Source organism: Kitasatospora sp. NBC_00315, from assembly GCF_041435095.1.
Lineage (GTDB): Bacteria > Actinomycetota > Actinomycetes > Streptomycetales > Streptomycetaceae > Kitasatospora.
The window spans coordinates 2,736,515-2,759,149 of record NZ_CP108025.1; the positions used below are offsets into that span (position 1 = coordinate 2,736,515).

Below are 22,635 nucleotides of genomic sequence, written 5' to 3' on the forward strand. Positions count from 1 at the left end.
TGCCCGGGACGAGCGGGCGGGCTGCCCGGACAGGCGGGCACCAAGACGGGGCGGGTGTCCGGTCGCGCGGGCACCCGGGCAGCGGCGGGTGTCCCGGCGCGCGCGGTCGGGCGGCCGCGGATGCTGCGCGACAGGGCGTCGGCGCGGTCGGGTCAGGACTCCGGGCGGAGCATCGGCGGGTTGAGGTCCGTTGCCCCGCCCGCGGTGAAGAGCTGCGCCGGACGGCCGCCCTGACGGGTCGTCGTACCGCCGGAAGGCAGCAGGAAACCCGGAGTGCCGGTGACCTTCCGGTGGAAGTTCCGCGGGTCGAGCGAGACGCCCCAGACCGCCTCGTAGACCCGGCGCAGCTCGCCGACGGTGAACTCCGCCGAGCAGAAGGCCGTTGCCAGCGAGGAGTACTCGATCTTGGAGCGAGCCCGCTCCACGCCGTCGGCGAGGATCAGCCCGTGGTCGAAGGCGAGCGGCACGCCGTCGACCGGGTTGCCGCCCAGCAGATCCGCGACCGGGGCCCAGCGGGCGCTGCTGGCGTCGCCGCCGGGGCGGGGGGTCGGCAGATCGGGCGCGAGCACCAGGTACGCCACGCTGACCACCCGCATCCGGGGGTCGCGTTGCGGATGGCCGTAGGTGGCCAGCTGCTCCAGGTGGGCTCCGGCCGAACCGTGCTCGGGCGCGGAGTGCGCCCGTAGTCCGGTCTCCTCGGCCAGCTCGCGGGACGCCGCCTCGGCGAGGCCCTCGTCGAGGCGGACGAAGCCACCGGGCAACGCCCAGTAGCCCTGGAACGGTGGCTCACCCCGTCGGACCAGCAGGGCGCAGAGCGCGTCCTCCCGCACCGTCAGCACCACCAGGTCGACCGTGACAGCGAACGGGGGGAAGGCCGACGGGTCATAACGCGACATGCGGACGATCATAGTCGTCTCTCTGACGATAAGCACAGGCCGCCCGACAGGCCCCGGGCGGTCCCCCTGGGCCGTCGCCTCCGGACGCCCGCCGGCGGCCGGGCCGGTCGGCCCAGCGGGGTGGCACCGACGCGACCGAGTGACCCCTGCCCGCCGGTGGGCGGGGCAACGGGCGCCCGCCGGTGGGCGAGGCGGGGGGCGTCTCGACGACAGGCCGGGCTCTCCCGGCGGGCAACACGACTGCGGCGCACCTCCCTGTGCTGCGGCGCACCTCCCTGTGCCACCCGTACCGGACCACACCGGGGCAAGGCAGCCCCGGCCGGCGCAACCCCGGCTCAGTGCCACCCGGCTAAGTGCCACCCGGCGCGGTGCCGAGCACCGCGCCGACGGGGCGGCGCCGTCAGCGGGATCCGAGCTGAAGCTCCGCGGACGCCTCCTCCACCACCGCCACACCGATCCGGCTCACCCGGACCGAGAACGGCTCCCCGGCCACCCGCAGACCGGTCAGCTGGAGTTCCCCGAGGGGCGCCGTGCTGGCGGGCCGGACGGTCACCCGTCCGGCCGGGGTGTCCGGTCGGACTCCGGCCAGGGCGAAGACCGCGTGGACCGCTCCCGCCGCCGAGACGGCCGCCGGGCGGCAGGCCGCCGGGTGCGGAACCGGCGGGCAGCCCGCCACCCGCTGCTCGCCCGCGTACATCTCAGGGAGGCGCCCCTCCAGGAAGGCCGAGGCTCCCAGCAGGCCCTCCAGCAGCGCGCCGGCCTCCCGTTCGAAGCCCGCTTCGGCCAGCCCCCCGACCGCGATCGCGGTCTCGTGCACCCGCACCGCTCCGCTTCGGTGACCGAGGGGGTTGAAGCGCGGGGACTTCGCACTGAGTGTCCGCAGGCCCCATCCGCAGTCCAACTCCGGCGCGGTGAGGCGCTGCGCCAGCATCCGGGTCTGCTCCCGGTCGAGCAGGCCCTCGTGCCGGCCCCCGTCGCCGGACAGCCCGGGATCCAGCAGGTGAACGAGGGAGGAGGCCAGCGCGGGCAGCGGCCGGCCCCCGGCGGCCAGCGCGGCGGCCGGACGGCCGCCCGAGAGGTCGTCGACCCAGAAGCGCTCACGGAAGCGCGAACGCAGGGCGGCCGCCCAGTCACGCCATTCCTCGGCCCCGGGCCGGCCGAACGCCTCCAACAGCTCCGCTCCGTGCAGCGCGGCACGCAGCGCTTGTGCCTGGACCTCGCTCCGGGCCGCCGGAGCGTTCGTCGCACGCTCCTCCACGGGGCGGCTCAGATCCGTCACGAAGCCCTCGATCAGGCCGGTGCGCAGCGTGCCGAGAGCGCGCTCGGCCGCTGGGAGCAGCTCGGCGACCTCCTGCCGCGGCAGGCCCCAGCGCCAGGCCTCGGCCAGCACGGTGACGAACAGCAGGGTGGCCTCGGTGGCCGTGCAGGACGGCGGCAGCTCGGGCCCCGCATGCCGCAGCGCGCCGGGAAGAAGGCCCTCCGGAGCCCGGCCCGGCCCGGCGGCGGGTTGCTGACGGCGGGCCAGCGCACGCAGCGTCCCGGCGGCCAGGCGGGTGCCGAGGGGCAGCATGAGTCTGGCCGCCCAGAGCGCGTCGGCGGCGGCCAGGCCCAGGCGCCAGGGGGCGCCGGAGGCGGCGTAGAGGTCGGTGGGCCGGTCCGGGTCGGCGAGCAGCAGGCCGCCCAGGGCGTCCAGCGAGCGTGGAACGAGCAGTTCGACACGCGGATCGTCGCAGCGCACCTCGACGTCCGACCAGGGAAGCGGCACTCCCGTACCCCGGCCGCCCGGGGGCCTGGGGCCGGGCCCGGTGCTCTCCAGCTCGGTCCGCAACTCCACGGACCACCGTGATCCCGGCTGGATCTCCAGATCCCATCGCAGCACCCCCGCACCGGCCAGGACGGCGTGCGGTGAGGGCTTGGCCGTCACCGTGGCGCTGCGCCCGTGCCCGCTCCAGCGCAGGCCCGCCGACTGCACCTGGCTGGGCAGGTCGGAGGAGCGCAGTCCGGCGGCGATCTCGGCGATCGGCCCGAGATCGGTGCCCATCGCCAGTTCGAGCGGCAGGCGGGCCGGGCGGCTCCCGCCGTTGCGCACGGTGATGGTCTCGACGCCGTCGGCATGTCGCAACCGCTCGACGGTGAGGGCCGGATCCGGGTCGGGATCTCCGGGCAGGCGGATCGCGCCGAGGAAGCGTGCCTCCGCGGCCGAGGTGAGCGTGCCCTGGAGCGGCAGCGGTTCGATACCGCCGAGCCGCAGCTCAAGTCGGGCCAGCACCCGGAGCCCCGACCGGTAGAAGCCGTGCAGGCCGTGCCCGCGCAGCTGGCCGTCCGGCCCGGACGCCGTCATCGCGGGCGCGTTGACGCAGACCACCGCGTGGTGGGCGGCCGCGGGCTGTGGACGGCCGGGGGCCGCAGCCCGCTGCGGTCCCGCCTGGGTGTGGTCCGGCCGTGCCGTGGGTCTCGGTGCGCCGACCACGGTCTCGGCCGGCGCGGCCTGGGGCGGCCTCGTGGTGGTCACCGGACTCTCCTCCTCTCGGCGGTCCGCCGGCCGAGAGGCCGGCAGGCCGCGATCATCTGCGGTGCTTGCGTGCGTGTGTGTCGCGTGTGCTTGGCATGTGCGTTGCGTGGGTGCCTGTGTGCGTGCCTGTGCCTGTGTCTGTTTCCGTGTCTGTGTACGTCTGCGATCTCGTGCTGTTCGACCTGCCGGTCCTACCCGGTCGGCGGTCGGACGGAACTGCCGAGCCGCCGGTCCTGCGGACCGGTGAGCTCCCTGTGCGGAGGTGGCTCCGCGTCGAGCCCCCGGTCCTGCGGACCGGCCGTCCTCGCCGCATCCGGCCCGCACCACGATGTGCCGGCCGAGTGGGGCACCGCGAACGACGCCGTCGCCCTGACGACGGCCCTCCGCAGGATGAAACGCCCCGGACCCTCGACAGGTCACGGCATCGGTTCGCCGCGGCCCTGCCCCGGTACCGCCCGGCCCACCCGGCGGGACGGCGCCGGGAACGGCTGCCACCAGCACGGGCTGACGCTCCGCAACCGCGTTCCACCGGCCCGGGGCCGATGTGCGGCGGCCACCGAACTGATGCCCGGCCGCCGTCAGGATACGGTGCCTTGGTCACGGGACCGGCACCGGCAACACCGGGGACCGCGCCCGTGACAACCGTGACCAGCTCGTACCGAGGAGTTGCATGTCCACCGCCAGTCGGCTGCCCGGAATCGTCACGACCGATCACGTCTTCCGCCTGCCTCTCGATCACACCACTCCCGAGGGCGAGCACATCGAGGTGTACGCCCGGGAGGTGGTCGCCGCCGGCCGGGAGAGCGACGATCTGCCCTGGCTGCTGTTCCTCCAGGGCGGCCCGGGCGGCAAGGCCGGCCGCCCACTCGGCCGGGACGGCTGGCTCGTGCGCGCACTCGACGACTACCGGGTGCTGCTGCTGGACCAGCGCGGCACCGGGCGCTCCACCCCGGCCACCCGGCAGACGCTGGCCCGGCGGGGGACGCCCCGGGCGCAGGCCGACTATCTCGCGCACTTCCGGGCCGACTCCATCGTCCGGGACGCCGAGCTGATCCGTCGCCGGCTGCTGGGCGACGACGGGCGCTGGAGCCTGCTCGGCCAGAGCTTCGGCGGTTTCTGCACGCTGACCTACCTCTCGATCGCCCCCGAGAGCCTGCGCGAGGCTTTCGTCACCGGTGGACTGGCGGGGCTGCACAGCTCCGCCGAGGACGTCTACCGCGCGGCGTACCCCCGGGTGATCCGCAAGAACGAGGCGCACTACGCCCGTTACCCGGACGACGTGGCCGCGGTGCGGCGGATCGCCGCGCACCTGGCCGGCTCCCCCGCCGAACTGCCCGACGGCGGACTGCTCACCGTCGAGGCCTTCCAGGCCCTGGGCACCCTGCTCGGCGGTGCGTCGGGCTCGGACACCCTGCACTACCTCCTGGAGGAGGCCTGGGTCGAGGGAGTGTCGGGCGCCGAACTGTCGGACACCTTCCTGGCCGAGGCCCAGGCCAAGCTGTCCTTCGCACAGGGGCCGCTGTACGCCGTACTGCACGAGTCGATCTACGGACAGCGGACGGTGGACCCGGCGGGAACGGGATGGGCCGCCGAGCGCGTCCGCGAGGAGTTCCCCGCCTTCGACGCCGCCGCCGCGCTCGACTCCGGGGCGCCGGTCCTGTTCACCGGCGAGATGATCTACCCCTGGATGTTCGAGACCGACCCCGCTCTTCGCCCGCTGCGGGAGACGGCCCGACTCCTCGCCGAACGCACCGACTGGCCCGACCTCTACGACCCGGCGCGGCTGGCGGCCAACGAGGTGCCGGTCATGGCGGCGATCTATCACGACGACATGTACGTGGACACGGCCGCCTCCCTGGAGACGGCGGGCGCCGTACGCGGCCTGCGGTTCTGGATCACCAACGAGTGGGAGCACGACGGTCTCCGGGTGAGTGGCGGCAAGGTGCTGGACCGCCTGATCGCGATGGCGCGCGGGGAGTTCTAGCCGGACGGCTCCCGGGCCCACCCGCCGGTGCGGAGCCGACGGGCGGGCGGGGTCCGCGACGGACGGGGCCGTCACGGTCAGGATCCGATCCGGGCGTTGCGGGCCCGACACCCGCCGCCGGGCGCGCCGGCGGCACGCCTCGCCTCCTCGCACCCTGCTCCCGACCCGTCGGCGAGCCCTTCGGCGGTGCGCCCGAGGATCCGCCGGCGCAGCCTGACCCGACGCGCGGACGGCCACCGGGCGGACGGCCGAGGGCCGGGCAGCGGGTCGGGGCCGCGGCCGGCCCCCGGGTGGGGACCTCCCCCGGGCTCGGGCTCGGGCTCGGGCTCGGGGCCGCGCTCGGCGCCCGGCCCCGCGCCCGGCCCTGACTCCTCCGCTGCCCGCACCGCCGCTTCCGCCCCCTCCGCGGACGGCGGTGCCCCGAGCGGCGTTCCAGGTGACGCTCCGGGCGGCGCTCCGGGCGCCGAGGGCGACCCCGGACTCGGCCGGGCCCCGGCGGCCCCTCTGCGTGCCCGCTCGGCCCGCAGGCCCTTCAGCAGGAGGTCGGGGGGCAGGCCTCCGTTCAACGATTCGTGGAGCAACTGCGCCAGCAGGTAGTACGGATCGAGCTTCAGCACCCGGGCCAGGGCGATCCGGGCCGTCGCGCTGTCCCCCGCGAGCCAGGACGTCCACGCGAGCAGGGTCAGCGGCGCCGACGCGCACTCGTCGTACGGAATCACGCAGCGCTGGGCGAGGAATCGCCAGAGCCGCTGGGCTCCGGCCAGTTCGTCGGGCTCCGCGAACTCGGCGGCCCGGTCGCGCAGGCGCTTGTCCTGGAGTCCCGTCAGCAGCAGGGCCGCCCGGTGCTCGTCGATCCCCCGCGCGCCGGCGATGAACTCCGCCATCACCTCGTCGAGCAGCGCGCCGGCCCGATCCCCCTCGGGCGTGTTCAGGCCGCCCGCGGGGTGGGCGAAGCGCTCCAGGGCGAGGCGCTGGCGCTCCGCCTCCGGCCCGTCGATCGGCGCCAGACCCGCCATGATCGCCTTACGGCTGCCACGCGGGGCCAGGCCGGCGAAGGTGGCGGCGGCGACCACCGGCCCGGGGCCGCTCGTGCGACGGATCACCGTGCCCGTCGGCTCGCAGCAACCCGTCCGGTTGCAGAGGAACGACCACCACCGGCCGTCCGAGACGCAGAGCGACTCCTTGACCTTCACTCCCCGCAGCTCGAAGGCGGCCCGCAGCTCCTCGGCCAGCGGTTCCAGGCGCTCCACCGTCGTCCGGCCCTCGCGACGGCGTCGCCCCGGACCGCGGGTGGCCGGATCGGCGCCGGTCGCACCATCGGCGGCGTCCGGGGCGTGGCCGGGGTCTTCGGGCCTGCCGGGATCCGGATCCTGACAGAGGTAGAGCAGCACCTGGGCCGGCTTCCCGCCCCGCTGCTCGGAGAGCCGGACCAGCAGCGCGGCCGTCTCGCCGGCCGCCTCCTGCCACTCCTCGGGGCTTTCGGGGATGTCCAGCCGGATCACTCCGCCCTGCTCCAGGTCCGCGCCGTGCAGCCCGACCGCGACGATGCTGTCGTCGGGGAAGAAGCCGAGGAGGTAGGGGAGCAGCTCGGCCATGTCCGCCGGGCCGCGCATCCTGACCGGCAGGTGGCCCGGAAGGGGATTCGATGACAGTGTGGAGCGTTCGTCGTTCATGGACGGAAGAATGCCGTGGTGCGTTTTCCCCCGCCGGAATTGGCGAATTCCTGTGGACAACTCCCGCCTGTGGATATCCGTCACCCATTCGGCTCGCACCAAAGCCACTCGCACGAGCGGGATTTGACGCCATCTCGTTTCACCGGCTTTCCGGTCCCCGTCGCGATCCACCGGGCCACCGCCCCGGGCCGTTGGCCGTTTGTCGGCCCGACCCTGTTACATGGACGCATGGATCAGCCCGAGACCCCCTCCAGCCCGACGGCCGACACCTCCGACACCTCCGACACCGCTGCCGACCGAAGCGGCGCCACGCCGGCGCCGGCGGCCCCCGACGCGCACGGCTCCGACGGCGCGGGTGCCGGCGGCACGTCCGGGCCCGAGCGGGCCGCCGTGCGGGCGCGGGCCGAGGCCGTGCTGCGCGAGCTGGCAGGCCCCTCCGCGACCCTGCGTGAGGACCAGTGGCTGGCGATCGAGGCCCTGGTCGTCGATCACCGCCGGGCCCTGGTCGTCCAGCGCACCGGCTGGGGCAAGTCCGCCGTGTACTTCATCGCCACCGCCCTGCTGCGCGGTCGCGGCGCCGGTCCCACGGTGATCGTCTCGCCACTGCTCGCCCTCATGCGCAACCAGGTGGAGTCGGCCGCCCGGGCCGGGATCCGCGCCCGCACCATCAACTCGGCGAACACCGAGGAGTGGGACGAGATCCAGGCCGAGGTCGCGGCAGGGGCCGTGGACATCCTGCTGGTCAGCCCCGAGCGGCTGAACAATCCCGACTTCCGTGATCAGGTGCTGCCCAAGCTGGCCGCCTCCACCGGCCTGCTGGTGGTCGACGAGGCGCACTGCATCTCCGACTGGGGCCACGACTTCCGACCCGACTACCGGCGCCTTCGCACCATGCTCGCCGATCTGTCGCCCGGGGTTCCGGTGCTGGCCACCACCGCCACCGCCAACGCCCGGGTGACCGCCGACGTCGCCGAGCAGCTGGGCACCGGCACCACGGACGAGCACGCGCTCGTGCTGCGCGGCCCGCTCGACCGGGAGAGCCTGAGCCTCGCCGTGCTCGCCCTGCCGGATCCCGCGCACCGCCTGGCCTGGCTGGCCGATCACCTGGACCGGCTGCCCGGCTCCGGCATCATCTACACGCTCACGGTGGCCGCCGCGGACGAGGTCACCGCCTTCCTGCGGGAGCGCGGTTTCACCGTCGCCTCGTACTCGGGGCGCACGGAGGACGCGGAGCGCCGATCCGCCGAGGCCGATCTGCTGGCCAACAGGGTGAAGGCGCTGGTGGCGACCTCGGCTCTGGGCATGGGCTTCGACAAGCCCGACCTCGGGTTCGTCGTCCACCTCGGCTCGCCCAGCTCCCCGATCGCGTACTACCAGCAGGTCGGCCGCGCCGGGCGCGGGGTGGACCGGGCCGAGGTGCTGCTGCTCCCCGGACGCGAGGACGAAGCGATCTGGCGCTACTTCGCCTCCCTCGCCTTCCCGCCGGAGGAGCAGGTCCGGCGGACGATCGACGCGCTGGCGCAGGCCGGGCGGCCGTTGTCGACGGCGGCGCTGGAGCCCCGGGTCGATCTGCGGCGGGCCCGGCTGGAGACCATGCTCAAGGTCCTGGACGTGGACGGCGCCGTGCGCCGGGTCAAGGGCGGCTGGACGGCCACGGGACAGCCCTGGGCGTACGACACCGCCCGCTACGCCAAGGTGGCGGCCTCCCGGGAGGCCGAGCAGCGCGCGATGCGCGAGTACGCGTCCACCTCCGCCTGCCGGATGGAGTTCCTGCGCCGCCAGTTGGACGACGAGCAGGCGGCTCCCTGCGGCCGCTGCGACAACTGCGCGGGCGCCCGGCACACCGCCGACGTGTCCGCCGAGGCGTTGGGGACCGCCCGTGCGGCACTCGGCCGCCCCGGGGTGACCTTCGAGCCCCGACGCCTGTGGCCGACCGGGATGGAGTCGCTCGGCGTCCCGCTCAAGGGCCGGATCCCGGCGGGCGAACAGGCCGAGACCGGGCGCGCCCTCGGCCGGCTCTCCGACATCGGCTGGGGCAACCGGCTGCGCGCGATGCTGGCCGATCAGGCGCCGGACGCGACCGTCCCCACCGATGTGGTGAACGCCCTTGTCTCCGTCCTCGCCGACTGGGCCCGCGGGCCCGGCGGCTGGGCCGGCCCGGCGACGGCCGAGGGCGGCCGGCTGGAGCGACCGGTCGGCGTGGTCACCCTGGCCTCGGCCGGGCGGCCCCAGCTGGTCGGCAGCCTGGGCGCGCAGATCGCGTCGATCGGCCGGCTCCCGCTCCTGGGCCGGGTCGAGTACGCGGCCGGCCACGCGCCGCAGGGCGGGCGGAGCAACAGCGCCCAGCGGCTGCACTCGCTGGCGGGCGCGTTGGTCCTGCCGCCGGCGTTGGAGAACGCGCTCGCCGAGGCGGCCGGCCCGGTGCTGCTGGTCGACGACCTGGTCGACTCGGGCTGGACGGTCACGGTCGCGGCCCGCCTCCTGCGTCGGGCCGGCGCGAGCACGGTGCTGCCCCTGGTGCTGGCCGTCCAGGGGTGACGCCTGCCGGGGCGGCCACCCGGCGGCAGGACCGCGGTGGCCCGGACCACGGTCCGGGCCACCGCACCGGGCAGGTCCGGCGGCCGTGCGAGGCGGGTGCGGCGCTGTGAGGGGCGGGCTCGGACGGCCGTGAGGGGCGGGGCGGGAGGGAGGCCGAAGCTGCGGCGGCGCCCTGCCGGGCGGTCCCTCGCCGGGGGAACGGCCGGGCGTCTGCAGCAAGACCTCCCGCCTCGGCCGAATGGCATCGCCGGCGCCGTGGAATATATCCGGCAGAACGTCGAGATTCGGACCGGATTCACCGGTCCGTCGTTGCCGGTCCGGCCCATCTGACGTGAGAATTGGAGCGTACCCACGTGCCTGGTCCGACGGACCCGGCCTTCGGCGTACGCGGGCACCCGTGTGCCCGACGGATCGGGGAAGGAGGATCGTGATCAACGGTATGGACCGAGATCGGTATCCCCTCGCCCGGAGCGCCGACCCCAGGCGCACCCTCGACCTCGAGAGCTGGACGGCAGCGGCCGTCCCGCTGCTGCGGGATCCGCGCGAGTTCGTGACCGAGCTGCACCGGCGCCACCTGCCGCAGCCGGGCACCGTGGTCGTGACCGTCCTGGACGCGCTGCACCAGGTCTCGGCCTCGGCCTCCTTCATGCCCCGGCCGCACCACCGCGACGGCTGGCAGCACCGCAACGCGATCCTGGCCCACCTGCGTCAGGTGATTCCGCACGGCCTGCGGCGTGCCGCGCCGACCCACACCGCCGTGCTGCTGCGCTGCCGGGACGGTGCGGCCGGCTGGTCACCGGAGGACGGCACCTGGATGTGGGCCCTGCACGATGCGGCGGCGCTGCACGGGCTGCGCTGCGGTTCGTACGTCACGCTCACCCCGGCAGGGTGGCGGATCCTCGGCGACGACCGCAGCGGACGCAGTCCGCACGCCGGGTCCTGGGTGGACGGGCCGGTGCACACCGTCACCGAGCTCCCGCCCCGAGCACCGGGGGTGGCCACGACGGACACCGCCACCACCACGACCCTCCCGGACCGGGGAGCCGAAGCGTGGTCCCCCGCCCGGGTGACCGGCGTGGAGCGCCCCAGACGCAGCGCCGCCCGCTGAGGCCCCGAAGGGCCGCAGCGGGCGCGGCGGACACGGCTGGCACGGACACGGCGGACCGCCGAGGCGGCGCCAGGACGAACGGGACGGACAGCTCGAACACCGCGGTCGGCACAGCACCGCGGGGCCGGGCCAGGCCAGGCCAGCCACGACGGACATCCGGAGCCCGGACACCCTCGGCATCACCCGATCGGCCCAGCACACCCGATCAGCTCAGCACACCCGATCGGCCCAGCGCACCCGATCAGCTCAGCACACCCGTCCGAACCGGCGCACCGACCGAACAGCGCACCCGATCCGGCGACAGCACCCGATCGAACCGGCGCCCGTCCCGGCACCGCCCCCGGTCACACCGGCGCCGGCCGTCCTTCCGCCGCGCCGGTGACGCCGGCCGGCCGGGCCCCACCGCAAACGACCACCAGGTCGTCGGCGTGCCCGAGCGCCGTCCGGAACGCCTGCGCGGCGCGGTCGGCGGAGGCGTCGTTGACGACGAGCACCACCACCTCCCGGCGGACAGGGCGAGCCGGGGCGGCGTCCGCGTAGAAGACGTCGGCCCCCTCGGAGAGCTGCGCCCAGTAGCGCTCCTCTCCGAACGACAGCTCGTGCGTGTGCCAGGGGTGCGGTTCGCCGACCGTCAGGACCAGGATGTCGCCCGGCTTGCGACCGGACTCCAACAGCTCGTCCACCATCTCGTCGGCGCGCTCCAGCGCGTCACCCGCGGTGGCGCCGACGTGCCGGACGGCCGGGGCGGGACGACGGGCGGCCGGGGCGGGACGACGGGCGGCCGGGCCCGGCTCGGTGGCCCGGACGGGCGGGGGCGGAGGCCCCGGCCTGGCGGCACGGGGCGGTGCCGGGCGGGGCGGCCCGGGGCGCGGCCCCGGCGTGGCGGCCACCGAAGTGGCCACGCCGAGGGAGTGGGTGGGGTTGAGGACAGGGAACGCGCTGCTGGCAGCAGGCGTGCGGAGGGCTTGTGCGTCCGACTCGCGGGGGAAGGGAACGCCGGGGCCCGGGATGCTCTCGTGAATATCCGGCTCCTCGGGGAAGACAGGCATACCCGGATATCTATCAAATGCCGCTCGGACGCGCACGGGCGCCCCACCCCTTGAACACCGGACGGCCACGCACCGACGGCTGGCCATCACCTCGGAGAGCGACGGGCACCGGGCCGGCGGACCGCTCGCCGCGCGGCGACAGGCGCCTCCCGCCGCTGCCGTCGAATCGTCAGAAACCCAGCGTGAGCTGCTCGTCCGCCGATTCGAGGGCGCGTCCGCGCTTGAGGTGACGCCACTGCGGCAGGGCGTCCAGGTAGGACCAGGAGAGCCGGTGGTGCTCGGTCGGGCCGAGTTCCTCCAACGCGGCGCGATGCACCGGGGAGGGGTAACCGGCGTTCTCGGCGAAGCCGAACGCGGGGTGGCCCTCGCCGATCTCGGCCATCAGGCCGTCCCGGTGCACCTTGGCGAGCACCGAGGCCGCGGAGACGCAGATGCACGACTGGTCCCCCTTGATCACCGTACGGACCTGCCAGGGCCCGCCGAGGTAGTCGTGCTTTCCGTCGAGGATCACCGCGTCGGGCCGGATCGGAAGCGCCTCCAGGGCCCGGACCGCCGCCAGTCGCAGTGCGGCCGTCATGCCGAGGTCGTCGCACTCCCGCGCGGAGGCGTGGCCCAGTGCGTACGCGCTGACCCAGTCGGCCAGCAGGGGCGCGAGGGCCGAGCGGCGGCGCTCGGTGAGCAACTTCGAGTCGGTCAGCCCGTCCGGCGGCTTGCGCAGTCCAGTGATCGCCGCGCCCACCGTCACCGGGCCGGCCCATGAGCCGCGCCCGACCTCGTCGAGTCCGACGACCACCTTGGCGCCGGCCCGGCGCAGGGAGCGCTCGACGGAGTGGGTCGGGGGGACGACAGGCATGGCGGGATCCGTTCGGTAGGGCTGCCTCCAGCGTACGGCCCGCCGTGCCCCGCCCGGGAGCGCGGTGCCGGGCGGTGGCGGACGGACGGACAGGCAGGCAGGCAGGCGGACAGGCGGACAGGCGGACAACACACGACAGCGGGCAGGGACGGCAACGCGCTACGCGCTACCGCCGCACCATCGGCATCAGCACCTCGTCCACCAGCTCGGCCGAGAAACCCGGCTCGAGCCGGTCGCCGCCGCACATCTTCACGCGGTACATCAGCATGGCCGGGGCGATGTCGGCGACCATGGCGTTGTCCGCGCCGGGGCGGACGTCGCCACGCTCCACGCCCCGGCCGAGGACGGCCAGGGTGGAGGTCTTGGTGGGGATGACGACCCGGTCGACGACGAAATCCCTGAACACCTGACCCTGCGCCGAGTGCCCGTGGTCCAGTTCGTTCATCAGCGCGTGCATCGCCCCGCCGGCCCGGGACTCCATCGCCGCCAGGTACCGGTCGATGAGCAGCAGCAACTCGCTCCTGACCGAGCCGAGATCCGGAACCTCGGCGGGCGGGGGAAGCGTCGCGTCCAAGGCGTCGAGGACGAGTTCCATCTTGGAGGCCCAGCGCCGGTAGAGCGCCGCCTTACCGGTTCGCGCGCTGGTCGCGACCCCCTCCATGGTCAGTCGCGCGTACCCGCCGCTGGTCAGGTGGTCGAGGGTGGCCTCGAAGATCGCCTCCTCCAGCTCCCGGCCGCGCCGGCGTACCGGCCTGGCCGGCCCGGCGACCGGTCCGACCGGCTCGCCCACCGGCATGTCCGCCGCCGGGCGGGCGATCAGCGTACGGCCGGTCGGCACCGTCTCGGCCGCCGGACCGCCAACCGCCTGCGGTAGCACCGTCTGACTCATCGCCACCAACCTTAGAGAACGCTTGCGTTCACAAATATCCACCGGCTAGGGTCCACCTTAGTGAACGCTGCCGTTCCTTCATAGCCCGTGCAGTCCACCGCACCCCGGACCGACGGGTACATCCGCACGCACACCGGGCGACGGGCTGCGGGAACCGGCCGGATCGCGGCCCGGCCCTCCGCCGGTGCCGGCCGACATCATACGAAGCAGTAGCCAGCAGGGGGCTCATCATGGCTGTCTCCGACACACTCAGCAAGAACTCACCACCGAGCGACGCGAGTCGTGGCAAAGGCATCACCCTGGCCGTGATCGCGGCCAGCCAGCTCATGGTGCTTCTCGACGCCACCATCGTGAACATCGCGCTACCGAAGATCCGGGACGCGCTGCAGTTCTCCACCACGGATCTCTCCTGGGTGATCAACGCCTACACCCTGACCTTCGGCGGCCTGTTGCTGCTCGGCGGCCGGGCCGGCGACATTCTCGGCCGGCGCCGGGTGTTCATCTTCGGCACGCTGCTCTTCGGCTTCGCCTCCCTGCTCGGCGGCTTCGCCCAGAGCGGCGGAATGCTGCTGGCCGCGCGCGCCCTGCAGGGCATCGGCGGCGCGATCTGCTCGCCGACCGCCTTCGCCCTGATCGCCACCAACTTCGACGAAGGGCCCGAGCGCAACAAGGCGTTCGGCGTCTCCTCCGCCGTGGCCGGATCCGGCGCGGCGATCGGCCTGCTCGCGGGCGGCCTGCTGACCGAGTACCTCGACTGGCGCTGGGTCTTCTTCGTCAACGTGCCGCTCGCGGCGCTGATCGCGATCGCCGCGCCCCGCTACATCACCGAGTCCGAGCGCACCTCCGGCCGGTTCGACCTCCCGGGCGCACTGACCTCCACCCTCGGTCTGGTGACCCTCGTCTACGGGTTCATCCGGGCGGCGTCCGACGGCTGGTCCGACGGCCTGACGCTGGCCTCGTTCGTCCTGGGCGTCGCGCTGATGGCGGTGTTCCTGGGCATCGAGCGGCGCACCAGGCAGCCCATCACGCCATTGCACCTGTTCTCCGACCGCAGCCGCACCGGCAGCCTGGTGATGATGCTCTGCCTGTCGGCGGCCATGTTCGGCATCTTCTTCTACATCACCCTGTTCGTGCAGGGACCTCTCGGCTACAGCCCGCTGCGTGCCGGCGTGGCCTTCCTGCCGGTCAGCGTGTCGATCATCTTCGCCGCACAGCTCGCCTCCAGCCTCCAGGTCAGGTACGGCCCCAAGCCGTTCATGGTCGGCGGCGGCCTCCTGGTCACGATCGGGCTCACCTGGCTGACCCGGATGAACGCCGAGAGCGGCTACGCCGACGGGGTGCTCGGCCCGATGCTGCTGTTCGGCTTCGGCATGGGGTTGATCTTCGTCCCGGCGATGCTGCTCTCGGTCACCGGGGTCGCCCCGGCGGAGACCGGCGCCGCCTCGGGCCTGCTGAACTCGATGCAGCAGGTCGGCGGCTCGCTCGGCCTGTCCATCCTCACCACGGTGTTCGCCCGCGCCGCCGCCGACAAGGCGGCCGAGCTCAAGGCGGCCGCGCCGACGGACGTCGCCCCGACCGGGGAACAGCTGGCGAGCGCCGGGAACCAGGTGCTCACGTACGGCATCTCGCACGGCTTCGTCATCGGCGCCGCGCTGGCCGCGGTCGCCCTGCTCGTGGCGATCTTCATGATCAAGTCCCGGCCGAACGGCCTGCCCGCCGAGAGCGCCGCGGGCGCGATGCTCTGACCGGCCCTCACGACCGGTCGCCCACAAGGCGGCCACGACCGACGGCGCAGGCCGGAAGGACTCCCCGCCTTCCGACCTGCGCCGTCGTCCGCTTCCCCCCGCTCCCTCGCAGTGCCCCGCGGTGCCCCCGCGGTCAGTAGTCGTACTCGTCCGACCGGTCGAAGCCGACCCGCCCGCAGGCGCGGCGCGGCTGGTCGTCCAGCGGACGCGCGGTGAAGACGTCCCGTGCACGGGTTTTCGCGAGACTGACGGCGTACCAGGGTTCGGAGCCGCCGGCCTCGGACCAGAGCGACTCCAGGGCGCAGGTGCGCAGGTCGTCGGGCAGGGCGTCCAGCGCGGGCACGGCGTCGACCGAGAGATCCCGGACGTTGCGCAGGTCGATCTGGCCGGTGCGCTCGTAGCGGGCCACGTTCTGCCGGGCGATGACGGCGTCGGGCCCGATCAGCCCGTACACGGCGACGGTGAGCGCGGCGCTGAGGACCACCGCGCGCGGCAGCCAGGCCGCCGAGCGCACCAGGCCGGTGGCGATGACCAGCAGGAACACCACGCCGAGCCAGATCTCCACGACCAGTACCCAGAGCCGCAGCCGGGTCAGGCCCGAGGCGTCCACGTAGAAGTACATCCGCACCAGCGCCGAGCCGACCACCACCAGGCTGAGCACGCAGAGCGTCCCGAGCAGCACCGTAGCCAGCCGGCGGTCGCCGGGCGTCGACCGGGGCGCCCAGCGCTTGGCCAGGGCGACCACGCCGAGCGTGAGGACGGTGACCACGGTGAGCTGCCAGAAGCCCTGCCGGGCGTACTCGGAGCGGCTCATCCCGGTGTTGGTCATGATGGCGTCGCGGCCGCCGACCAGGACGACCACCTGCACCACGGTGAAGACGGCGAACATCAGGTTCAGTGCGCCCAGCGGAAGCGCCCACTCCAGCCGGCCGCGCTCACGGCCCGGGCCGGTCCGCGCGAGGTCCCAGCGTCGCGGGCCGGCCGCGATGTGCGCGAAGGACAGCGCGGTGACGGTGCCGAGGACGAGCAGGACGAAGCGCAGCGGCAGTTCACCCAGGTCGAACGAGGGCGTCAGGCTGCTCATCACGTCGGCCATGGCCGCGTCGGCGCTCGCGAACAGGGCGCCGAAGACGATCAGCAGCACGGCTGCCACGACCAGTGCCTTCAGCAGTGGCAGCACCTTCTGCTTGGCCGGGTACTCGCGGCCGCGCAGGGCGTTCACCCCCCACAGGAACGAGGGCACGAGCTGCCACAGGACCCCGGGCAGCGCGAGCGTGACACCCGCCCAACGGCGTCCGCCGTGCAGGGCGAGCGAGGTGAGCGCCAACGCCGCGACGACGGAGAGCACGGTCGGCCATCCGGCGTCCCAGAGCGCGGGGATCACCAGCAGGACCACCGCGAGCGCACTCCACACGAGGGTCCAGGGGCGCACCCGGCGCCCGGCGGCGCGCGCGGTGAGCCCGGCGGCGGTGGCGGCGCCGGCCGCGCAGAGCAGCAGGTTGAGACCGAGCCCGTCGCCCAGCAGCCAGGCCGTCAGCAGCCCGGTGATCAGGGAGGCCAGCAGAACCCGGGGGGTGGCGGCCGCCCGGGGGCCGGGCGCGGTGTCGGTGATCAGCTTGATCTGCGGGGCGGGCTGGGGCCGGAACGGCGGCGCACCGTAGGGCGGCCGGACGGCGTACGGGTCGTGTCCGGCGGGCCCCTGCGGCCCGGGCGGGGGCACGTCGGACGGCGTTCCGCCCGGCAGTGGACCCTCGGGCGCGGGTATCCCGGGCATCGGCTGGTCAGGCGGCTGGTCGGACGGCTGGTTCGGCGACGGCTCAGGTGCGGACAGGCCGGACATCGGTCCCCCTCGGCAGGTCGGTGGGCATGCGGAAACCGCCCACGGGCAGTCCGCCGGCCGGCGCTGAGGAGCGCCGCGACATGACGCAGACTCTAGGGAAAACAGATCGTTCTGAACAAGTTCAAATCGTGCGCGGAGTGGTTGTGTCACTGAGCTGTGACAGAGCCGCGCCGGCCGTAGTGCCTCCTGGCCGGGGCGCGGGGAGTCGGGCCAGGGTCGCGGGCGGGCACGGCGGACGCGGGCAGACGCGGGCAGGCATGGGCGAGCGCGGGCGAGCACGAGCAGCCGCGGAGGTCAGGGACTCGGCTCCGCGCGGGGGCGCAGCGCGCGGACAGGCCCCGGGGCGCGCGCCCCGGGGCCTGTCCGCAGAGCCGGGTGCCGGCACCCGGGCGCGGGTCGAGGGGCGGCCCCGGAGCGGTTCGGCCCCGGACCGCCCGGGCGGCTCAGCCCTTGACCGACCCGGCCAGCAGGCCGCGGACGAAGTAGCGCTGCAGGCTGAAGAAGACCACCAGCGGGATGATGATCGAGAGGAACGCGCCCGCCGTCAGGAGCTCCCAGCGCCCGCCGAACGAGCCGGAGAGCTGGGCGAGGCGGACCGTCATCGGCGCGACCTCCGGCGTGCCGCCGGCGAAGGTCAGCGCCACCAGCAGGTCGTTCCAGACCCAGAGGAACTGGAAGATCGCGAACGAGGCCAGCGCCGGCGTGCAGAGCGGCAGCACGATCGAGCGGAAGATCTTGAAGTGCGAGGCTCCGTCGACCACCGCCGCCTCCATCAGGTCGCGCGGAAGCTGCGAGATGAAGTTGTGCAGCAGGAAGATCGCCAGCGGCAGCGCGAACATGGTGTGCGCCAGCCAGACCGGCGCGTACGTCCCGCTCAGGTTGAAGGCCGGGACGACGGTCAGCGACCCGAGGTGCGCGCCGCCCGAGAACAGCTGCAGCATCGGGATCAGCGCCATCTGCAGCGGCACCACCTGGAGCGCGAAGATGATGAAGAAGACGGTGTCACTGCCCCGGAACCTCACCCAGGACAGCCCGTACGCCGCCATCGCCGCGATCACCAGCGGGAAGATCGTCGCCGGCACGCTGATCGCCAGCGAGTTCACCATGTACGGCAGCAGGCCGCCGCTGACACCGAATCCGCCCTCGAAGAGCACCGTGTGGTAGTTGGAGAGGCCGAGGTCCGGGTGGGTGAAGACCTCCCACCAGCCGCTGGTCGCCACGTCCTGCTTGGGTCGCAGCGAGGTCGCCAGCAGCCCCAGGGTGGGGATGGTCCAGAGCACCGTCACGAGGATCACGAACAGCGAGCCGAACGGGCTGCTGAACGCCTTGCGCACCGGGCCGTGGGCGGGGGTCGTCCCGGTCTTCGCGAGGCGGCCGCCGCCGGCCGCCACCTTCCGCTCCGCGGGCGGGTCGGCGGGCGTCGCGGCCACGGCGGGCGTGGTCTCGTCGGGCGTGGTCTCGTCGGGCGTGGTCTCGTCGGGGTCGGCGGCCGCGGCCGCGCTGTGCTCGTTCATCGGACGGCACGCTCCTTGCGCAGCTGGACGATGTTGTAGGCCACCAGCGGCAGCACCGCGAGGAAGAGGATCACCGCGAGGGCACTGCCCCGGCCGGTGTTGAACTGCACGAACGACTGCGAGTACATCTCGTTCGCCAGGACCTGGGTGCCGAAGTTGCCGCCGGTCATCGTCCGGACGATGTCGAAGGCCTTCAGCGTGGTGATCATGACGGTGGTGAGCACCACCACCAGCGTGGTGCGGATCATCGGCACCGTGACGAACCAGAACAGCTTGAAACCGCCGGCGCCGTCCAGTCGGGCCGCCTCGGTGACCTCGTCCGGGATGGCCTTGATCGCGGCCGAGAGCACCACCATGGCGAAGCCGGTCTGCACCCAGACCATGACTGCCATCAGCAGGAAGGTGTTCAGCGGCTGGGAGAGCATCCAGTTCGGCGGGTGCTGCCAGCCCAGGCCGATCGCCAGCTGGCTGAGCAGGCCGATCTGCGGCTGAGAGGCGTCTCGGGCCTCGTAGACGAACTTGAAGATGATGCTCGCGCCGACGAGCGAGATCGCCATCGGCATGAAGATCAGCGACTTGTAGACCGACTGCCCGCGCATCCGGTCCACGAGCAGTGCGAGGACCAGTCCGAGGCCGGTCGCGGCCAGCGGCGCCACCAGCAGCCAGAGCAGCGTGTTGAACAGGACGTGGTGGATGCCGTCGTTGGTCAGCGCCCAGCCGTAGTTCTTGCCGCCGAGGAAGCGGGTGCTGTCGTCGTTGTAGAAGCTGAGGTACACCGTGCGCACCAGGGGTGCGACGAGTCCGATGATCAGCAGCAGCACGGCGGGGCCCAGGAAGACGCCGACCGCGAGCGGGCGGCCGAGCCGCCCGGAGGCGCGGCCGGCGACGTAGAAGACCACCAGCAGGATGCCGAGGAAGCCGGCGACGGCCCCGAGGCTGTTGCCGAGCTTGACGCTCGCGTCGGTCCACGCGCCGTCGGCGAGCAGAGCCCTGGTGACGGACATGGATGTTCGTCCTTCCTGGGATCCCTGGGGCCCGGTGGTACAGCGGCGGGACAGGGGTGGGGCGGAGACGGGGCTGCCGGTGGGCAGTGGGGCGGGCGGTGCGGGTGGGTGGCCCCGCACCGCCCTCGTCAGGTGGTCCTGGAGGGGCGGGCGCCGGCCGGTGGGCCGGCGTCCGCCCGTCGGGGGTCTACTGCGGCCAGGCGCCGTCGATGTCGCCGGCGACCCGCTGGATCGACTGGCCCTCGGCGAACCAGGCGGTGAGCGACTTCCACTCCTGCCCGGAGCCGACCGCGGCCGGCATCAGGTCCGAGGCGTCGAAGCGGAAGGTCGCGGTGGGGTCGGTCAGCGCAGCGGCGGAGAGCTGGTCGATGGGGTCGGTGTACAGGCTCTTGTCGACGCCCTGGTTGGCCGACACCCAGCCGGTCGCGGTCTTCACCCGGCTGCCGGCCCAGTCCGAGCTGGACAGGTAGTTCTGCACCGCCTGCACCTCGGGCCGGTCGGAGAACGCGGCGAGGAACTCGCCACCGCCCTCGACCGGGTTGGCGACCGAGGGGTTCACGGCCGGCAGGTGGAAGGCGAACACGTCGCCGTCCGGCGCGACCTTGGTGCCCTGCGGCCACTGGGCCTTGTAGAACGAGGCCTGCTGCAGCATCCCGCACTTGCCGGTGAGGATCGGCGCACCGGCGTCCTGGAAGGTGGTGGTGGCGATCGACTTCACGTCGCCGATGCCGCCGTTCACCCAGGCCGGGTTCTGCATCCAGCCGGCCACCGTCTGCATCGCGGTGGTGATCTTCTCGTCGCTGAACTTGACCTGGTGGCTGACCCACTGGTCGTAGACGTCACCGCCGTACGAGCCGAGGACGACCTCCTCCAGCCAGTCGGTGGCCGGCCAGCCGGTGGCCGTGCCGGAGCCGATGCCGCCGCACCAGGGCTTGAGGTCGCCGCCGGCCTTGGCCAGCTTGTCGCTGGCCGCCATCAGGTCGGCCCAGGTCTTCGGCTCCTCGATGCCGGCCGCCTTGAAGGTCTTCGGCGAGTACCAGACCAGCGACTTCATGTTGGCGCTCATCGGCGCCGCGTAGAAGGTGCCGTTGACCGAGCCGTAGGTCTTCCAGACCGGGCTCCACTTGTCCTCGTTGGCCACCGTGCCGGCCGGCGGCTTGACGACCTTGCCGCTCTTGACCATCTGGGCCAGCAGGCCGGGCTGCGGGATGATCGCGAAGTCGGGGGCGTTGCCGCCGCTCACCCGGACGGGGAGCTGGGACTCGAAGTCGTTGGAGCCCTCGTAGCTGATCTTGATGCCCGTACATTTGCTGAAGTCGGCCCAGGACTTCTCCAGGTTGTCCGACTCCGGGCTGAGGATCGAGGCGAACATGGTCACCTTGGTCCCCGAGTGCCCCGCGTAGGGCTGGAACTTCGCGCAGTCACCGGTGAGTGCGGCAGCCGAACCGGAACTGCCGCTCGAACCGCCCGAGCTGTTGGAACAGGCGGCGGTGAGCGCCAGGGCCAGGATCGCGGGGGCCACCAGCAGGCGGCGACGGGCGGTCATCGGCACATCTCGGCGGTGCTCGGAGTGGGGGTCATCGCGTCCTCCTGGCCGGGGCTTCAAACATTCAGCGATAAGGCGGAGCAACACTGCGTTGTGCACGTCATCGTCCGTACCCAGCGGTAGCTGGCTTGAAGACGTTAACGTAATGGCAACCTGTCGCCAAGGCATGCGTTCGACCTTCATCGCCCAGTGCCCCAGTCGTGACCCGCCCGTGCTGGAGGCCCCCGGCCGGCGGGGGCCTCCGAGGGGCTCAGAGCCGGACCGGAAGCTCCCGCAGACTGTTCACTATCAGTGAGGGGGACGGTGCCAGCTCGTCGTCCGCGACCGCCAGCGCGAGGGCGGGGAAGCGCTCGAACAGGGCCGGCAGCGCGACCCCGGCCTCCAGGCGCGCGAGCGGCGACCCGGGGCATACGTGCGGTCCGTGACCGAAGGAGAGGTGGCGCACCGGGTCACGGGTGACGTCGAACAGCTCGGCGGTGACACCGTGCTGCAGGGGATCACGGCCGATCGCGTTGTAGGAGATCAGCACCGGCGCACCCGCGGGTATCACCGCCTCGCCGACCGGTACGTCCTCGGCGGCGAACCGGAAGAGGAAGTTGCTGGTCGGGGGCGTCCAGCGGAGCGACTCCTCGACCACCGCCGCCCAGGAGACCTCGCCGGACCGGACCAGCGCCAGCTGCTCCGGATGGGTGAGCAGCGCCCGGACCGCGTTGGTGATCAGGTTGACCGTCGTCTCGTGGCCCGCCGCGATCATCACCAGCAGGGTGGAGACCACCTCCTCGTCGCTCAGCGCGCCGCCCTCGACGTCCGCGGCGAGCAGCGCGCTGGTCAGGTCCTCCGCCGGCTCCACCCGGCGCCGGGCGACCAGGTCCCCGACGAAGCCGTAGAGGGCGAGCCGGGTGGCGGGCACCTCCTCCGGGGCGGCGACGCTGCTGAACAGGCTCTCGTACAGGGCGCGCAGTCGGCCGTGGTCGCTCTCCGGGAACCCCAGCAGCGAGCCGATCACGCTCATCGGCAGCGGGAAGGCGAACCCGCCCTTGAGGTCCACCTCCGGCTCCCCCTCGGCCAGCGCGTCCAGCAACCGGTGGGTGATCGCCTCCACCCGGGGCCGCATCAGCTCGACCCGGCGCGGGGTGAAGGCCTGCGCGACCAGGGCGCGCAACCGCTTGTGCTCCGGCCCGTCGGCGGTGACCATGCTCGGGCCGGGCGCCGCCAGCGCGATCAGCGGCCAGGTCTCGGGGATCTCCCCCCGCTGGTAGGCCGCCCAGTGCGCGATGTCCTTCACCAGGCGGCGGTCGGTCAGCAGATCCCGGGCGGCCGCGTGCTGGGTGACGGCCCACGCCGCGACCCCGCCGGGCAGCTCGACCGGAGCGGCCGGCCCGGCCGCACGCAGGGCCGCGCCTTCGGCCGCGTTGTCACGGGCGAACGGGTCGAGAACGATCGGTGTGCTCAACAGGGGCTCCTTCGTGAGGTGGTGCGGCGGA

15 protein-coding genes are annotated in these 22,635 nt (G+C 73.5%); 4 read left to right on the forward strand and 11 right to left on the reverse strand.

Annotated features, from left to right (window positions below):
- Positions 1-152: 152 nt before the first annotated feature.
- Both OG823_RS10910 and OG823_RS10915 read right to left on the reverse strand, forming a co-directional pair.
- Entirely contained in the window at positions 153-896 is a 744-nt protein-coding gene (locus OG823_RS10910; RefSeq protein ID WP_371479275.1) for an NUDIX domain-containing protein, read from the reverse strand.
- Positions 897-1,296: 400 nt separating this feature from the next.
- Positions 1,297-3,237 carry a glycogen debranching N-terminal domain-containing protein gene (locus tag OG823_RS10915; RefSeq protein WP_371484419.1) on the reverse strand — a complete coding sequence of 647 codons (1,941 nt, stop codon included), beginning with the start codon at positions 3,235-3,237 and terminating at the stop codon, positions 1,297-1,299.
- An 841-nt stretch (positions 3,238-4,078) separates the two neighbouring features.
- Between OG823_RS10915 and OG823_RS10920 the strand changes: the two genes are divergently transcribed.
- Entirely contained in the window at positions 4,079-5,392 is a 1,314-nt protein-coding gene (locus tag OG823_RS10920; protein ID WP_371479276.1) for an alpha/beta fold hydrolase, read from the forward strand.
- A 77-nt stretch (positions 5,393-5,469) separates the two neighbouring features.
- On the opposite strand, the gene OG823_RS10925 is transcribed toward OG823_RS10920, so the two are convergent.
- A complete protein-coding gene (locus OG823_RS10925) occupies positions 5,470-7,065 on the reverse strand; it encodes a DUF4192 domain-containing protein (RefSeq protein WP_371479277.1) in 1,596 nt (531 codons plus the stop codon).
- Positions 7,066-7,293: 228 nt separating this feature from the next.
- Here OG823_RS10925 and OG823_RS10930 point away from each other — a divergent pair, with 228 nt between their 5' ends.
- Positions 7,294-9,603 (forward strand): RecQ family ATP-dependent DNA helicase, encoded by a 2,310-nt coding sequence (locus OG823_RS10930; RefSeq protein ID WP_371479278.1) that lies wholly within the window; start codon positions 7,294-7,296, stop codon positions 9,601-9,603.
- Between the two features lie 439 nt (positions 9,604-10,042).
- Positions 10,043-10,711 carry a hypothetical protein gene (locus OG823_RS10935; RefSeq protein WP_371479279.1) on the forward strand — a complete coding sequence of 223 codons (669 nt, stop codon included), beginning with the start codon at positions 10,043-10,045 and terminating at the stop codon, positions 10,709-10,711.
- A gap of 344 nt (positions 10,712-11,055) precedes the next feature.
- Here OG823_RS10935 and OG823_RS10940 read toward each other — a convergent pair whose 3' ends face one another.
- From OG823_RS10940 to OG823_RS10950, 3 genes are all read right to left on the reverse strand, one after another.
- Positions 11,056-11,760: a hypothetical protein gene (locus OG823_RS10940; protein ID WP_371484755.1), complete on the reverse strand. Its 705-nt coding sequence runs from the start codon at positions 11,758-11,760 to the stop codon at positions 11,056-11,058.
- Between the two features lie 169 nt (positions 11,761-11,929).
- Positions 11,930-12,613 (reverse strand): ribonuclease HII, encoded by a 684-nt coding sequence (locus OG823_RS10945; protein ID WP_371479280.1) that lies wholly within the window; start codon positions 12,611-12,613, stop codon positions 11,930-11,932.
- Between the two features lie 166 nt (positions 12,614-12,779).
- On the reverse strand, positions 12,780-13,502 hold the full coding sequence (locus OG823_RS10950) for a TetR/AcrR family transcriptional regulator (RefSeq protein WP_371479281.1): 723 nt from the start codon (positions 13,500-13,502) through the stop codon (positions 12,780-12,782).
- A 230-nt stretch (positions 13,503-13,732) separates the two neighbouring features.
- Between OG823_RS10950 and OG823_RS10955 the strand changes: the two genes are divergently transcribed.
- Positions 13,733-15,247 (forward strand): MFS transporter, encoded by a 1,515-nt coding sequence (locus tag OG823_RS10955; RefSeq protein ID WP_371479282.1) that lies wholly within the window; start codon positions 13,733-13,735, stop codon positions 15,245-15,247.
- A 133-nt stretch (positions 15,248-15,380) separates the two neighbouring features.
- Here OG823_RS10955 and OG823_RS10960 read toward each other — a convergent pair whose 3' ends face one another.
- From OG823_RS10960 to OG823_RS10980, 5 genes are all read right to left on the reverse strand, one after another.
- Positions 15,381-16,967 (reverse strand): DUF4153 domain-containing protein, encoded by a 1,587-nt coding sequence (locus OG823_RS10960; protein ID WP_371479283.1) that lies wholly within the window; start codon positions 16,965-16,967, stop codon positions 15,381-15,383.
- Between the two features lie 563 nt (positions 16,968-17,530).
- A complete protein-coding gene (locus OG823_RS10965; RefSeq protein WP_371479284.1) occupies positions 17,531-18,601 on the reverse strand; it encodes a carbohydrate ABC transporter permease in 1,071 nt (356 codons plus the stop codon).
- Positions 18,598-19,605, reverse strand: coding sequence for a carbohydrate ABC transporter permease (locus tag OG823_RS10970; protein ID WP_371479285.1), 1,008 nt, complete (start codon positions 19,603-19,605; stop codon positions 18,598-18,600). The genes OG823_RS10965 and OG823_RS10970 overlap by 4 nt, the downstream gene beginning before the upstream one ends.
- A gap of 187 nt (positions 19,606-19,792) precedes the next feature.
- Complete coding sequence (locus OG823_RS10975) at positions 19,793-21,151, reverse strand: ABC transporter substrate-binding protein (protein ID WP_371479286.1); 1,359 nt, start codon at positions 21,149-21,151, stop codon at positions 19,793-19,795.
- 250 nt (positions 21,152-21,401) lie between these two features.
- A complete protein-coding gene (locus OG823_RS10980; RefSeq protein ID WP_371484420.1) occupies positions 21,402-22,607 on the reverse strand; it encodes a cytochrome P450 in 1,206 nt (401 codons plus the stop codon).
- Between the last annotated feature and the right edge of the window lie 28 nt (positions 22,608-22,635).

Bases quoted from the DNA above. Each gene is read 5' to 3' on its own strand.
- OG823_RS10910 (WP_371479275.1), bottom strand. From the start codon at position 896: ATGTCGCGTTATGACCCGTCGGCCTTCCCCCCGTTCGCTGTCACGGTC.
- OG823_RS10915 (WP_371484419.1), bottom strand. From the start codon at position 3,237: ATGACGGCGTCCGGGCCGGACGGCCAGCTGCGCGGGCACGGCCTGCAC.
- OG823_RS10920 (WP_371479276.1), top strand. From the start codon at position 4,079: ATGTCCACCGCCAGTCGGCTGCCCGGAATCGTCACGACCGATCACGTC.
- OG823_RS10925 (WP_371479277.1), bottom strand. From the start codon at position 7,065: ATGAACGACGAACGCTCCACACTGTCATCGAATCCCCTTCCGGGCCAC.
- OG823_RS10930 (WP_371479278.1), top strand. From the start codon at position 7,294: ATGGATCAGCCCGAGACCCCCTCCAGCCCGACGGCCGACACCTCCGAC.
- OG823_RS10935 (WP_371479279.1), top strand. From the start codon at position 10,043: ATGGACCGAGATCGGTATCCCCTCGCCCGGAGCGCCGACCCCAGGCGC.
- OG823_RS10940 (WP_371484755.1), bottom strand. From the start codon at position 11,760: ATGCCTGTCTTCCCCGAGGAGCCGGATATTCACGAGAGCATCCCGGGC.
- OG823_RS10945 (WP_371479280.1), bottom strand. From the start codon at position 12,613: ATGCCTGTCGTCCCCCCGACCCACTCCGTCGAGCGCTCCCTGCGCCGG.
- OG823_RS10950 (WP_371479281.1), bottom strand. From the start codon at position 13,502: ATGAGTCAGACGGTGCTACCGCAGGCGGTTGGCGGTCCGGCGGCCGAG.
- OG823_RS10955 (WP_371479282.1), top strand. From the start codon at position 13,733: ATGGCTGTCTCCGACACACTCAGCAAGAACTCACCACCGAGCGACGCG.
- OG823_RS10965 (WP_371479284.1), bottom strand. From the start codon at position 18,601: ATGAACGAGCACAGCGCGGCCGCGGCCGCCGACCCCGACGAGACCACG.
- OG823_RS10970 (WP_371479285.1), bottom strand. From the start codon at position 19,605: ATGTCCGTCACCAGGGCTCTGCTCGCCGACGGCGCGTGGACCGACGCG.
- OG823_RS10975 (WP_371479286.1), bottom strand. From the start codon at position 21,151: ATGACCGCCCGTCGCCGCCTGCTGGTGGCCCCCGCGATCCTGGCCCTG.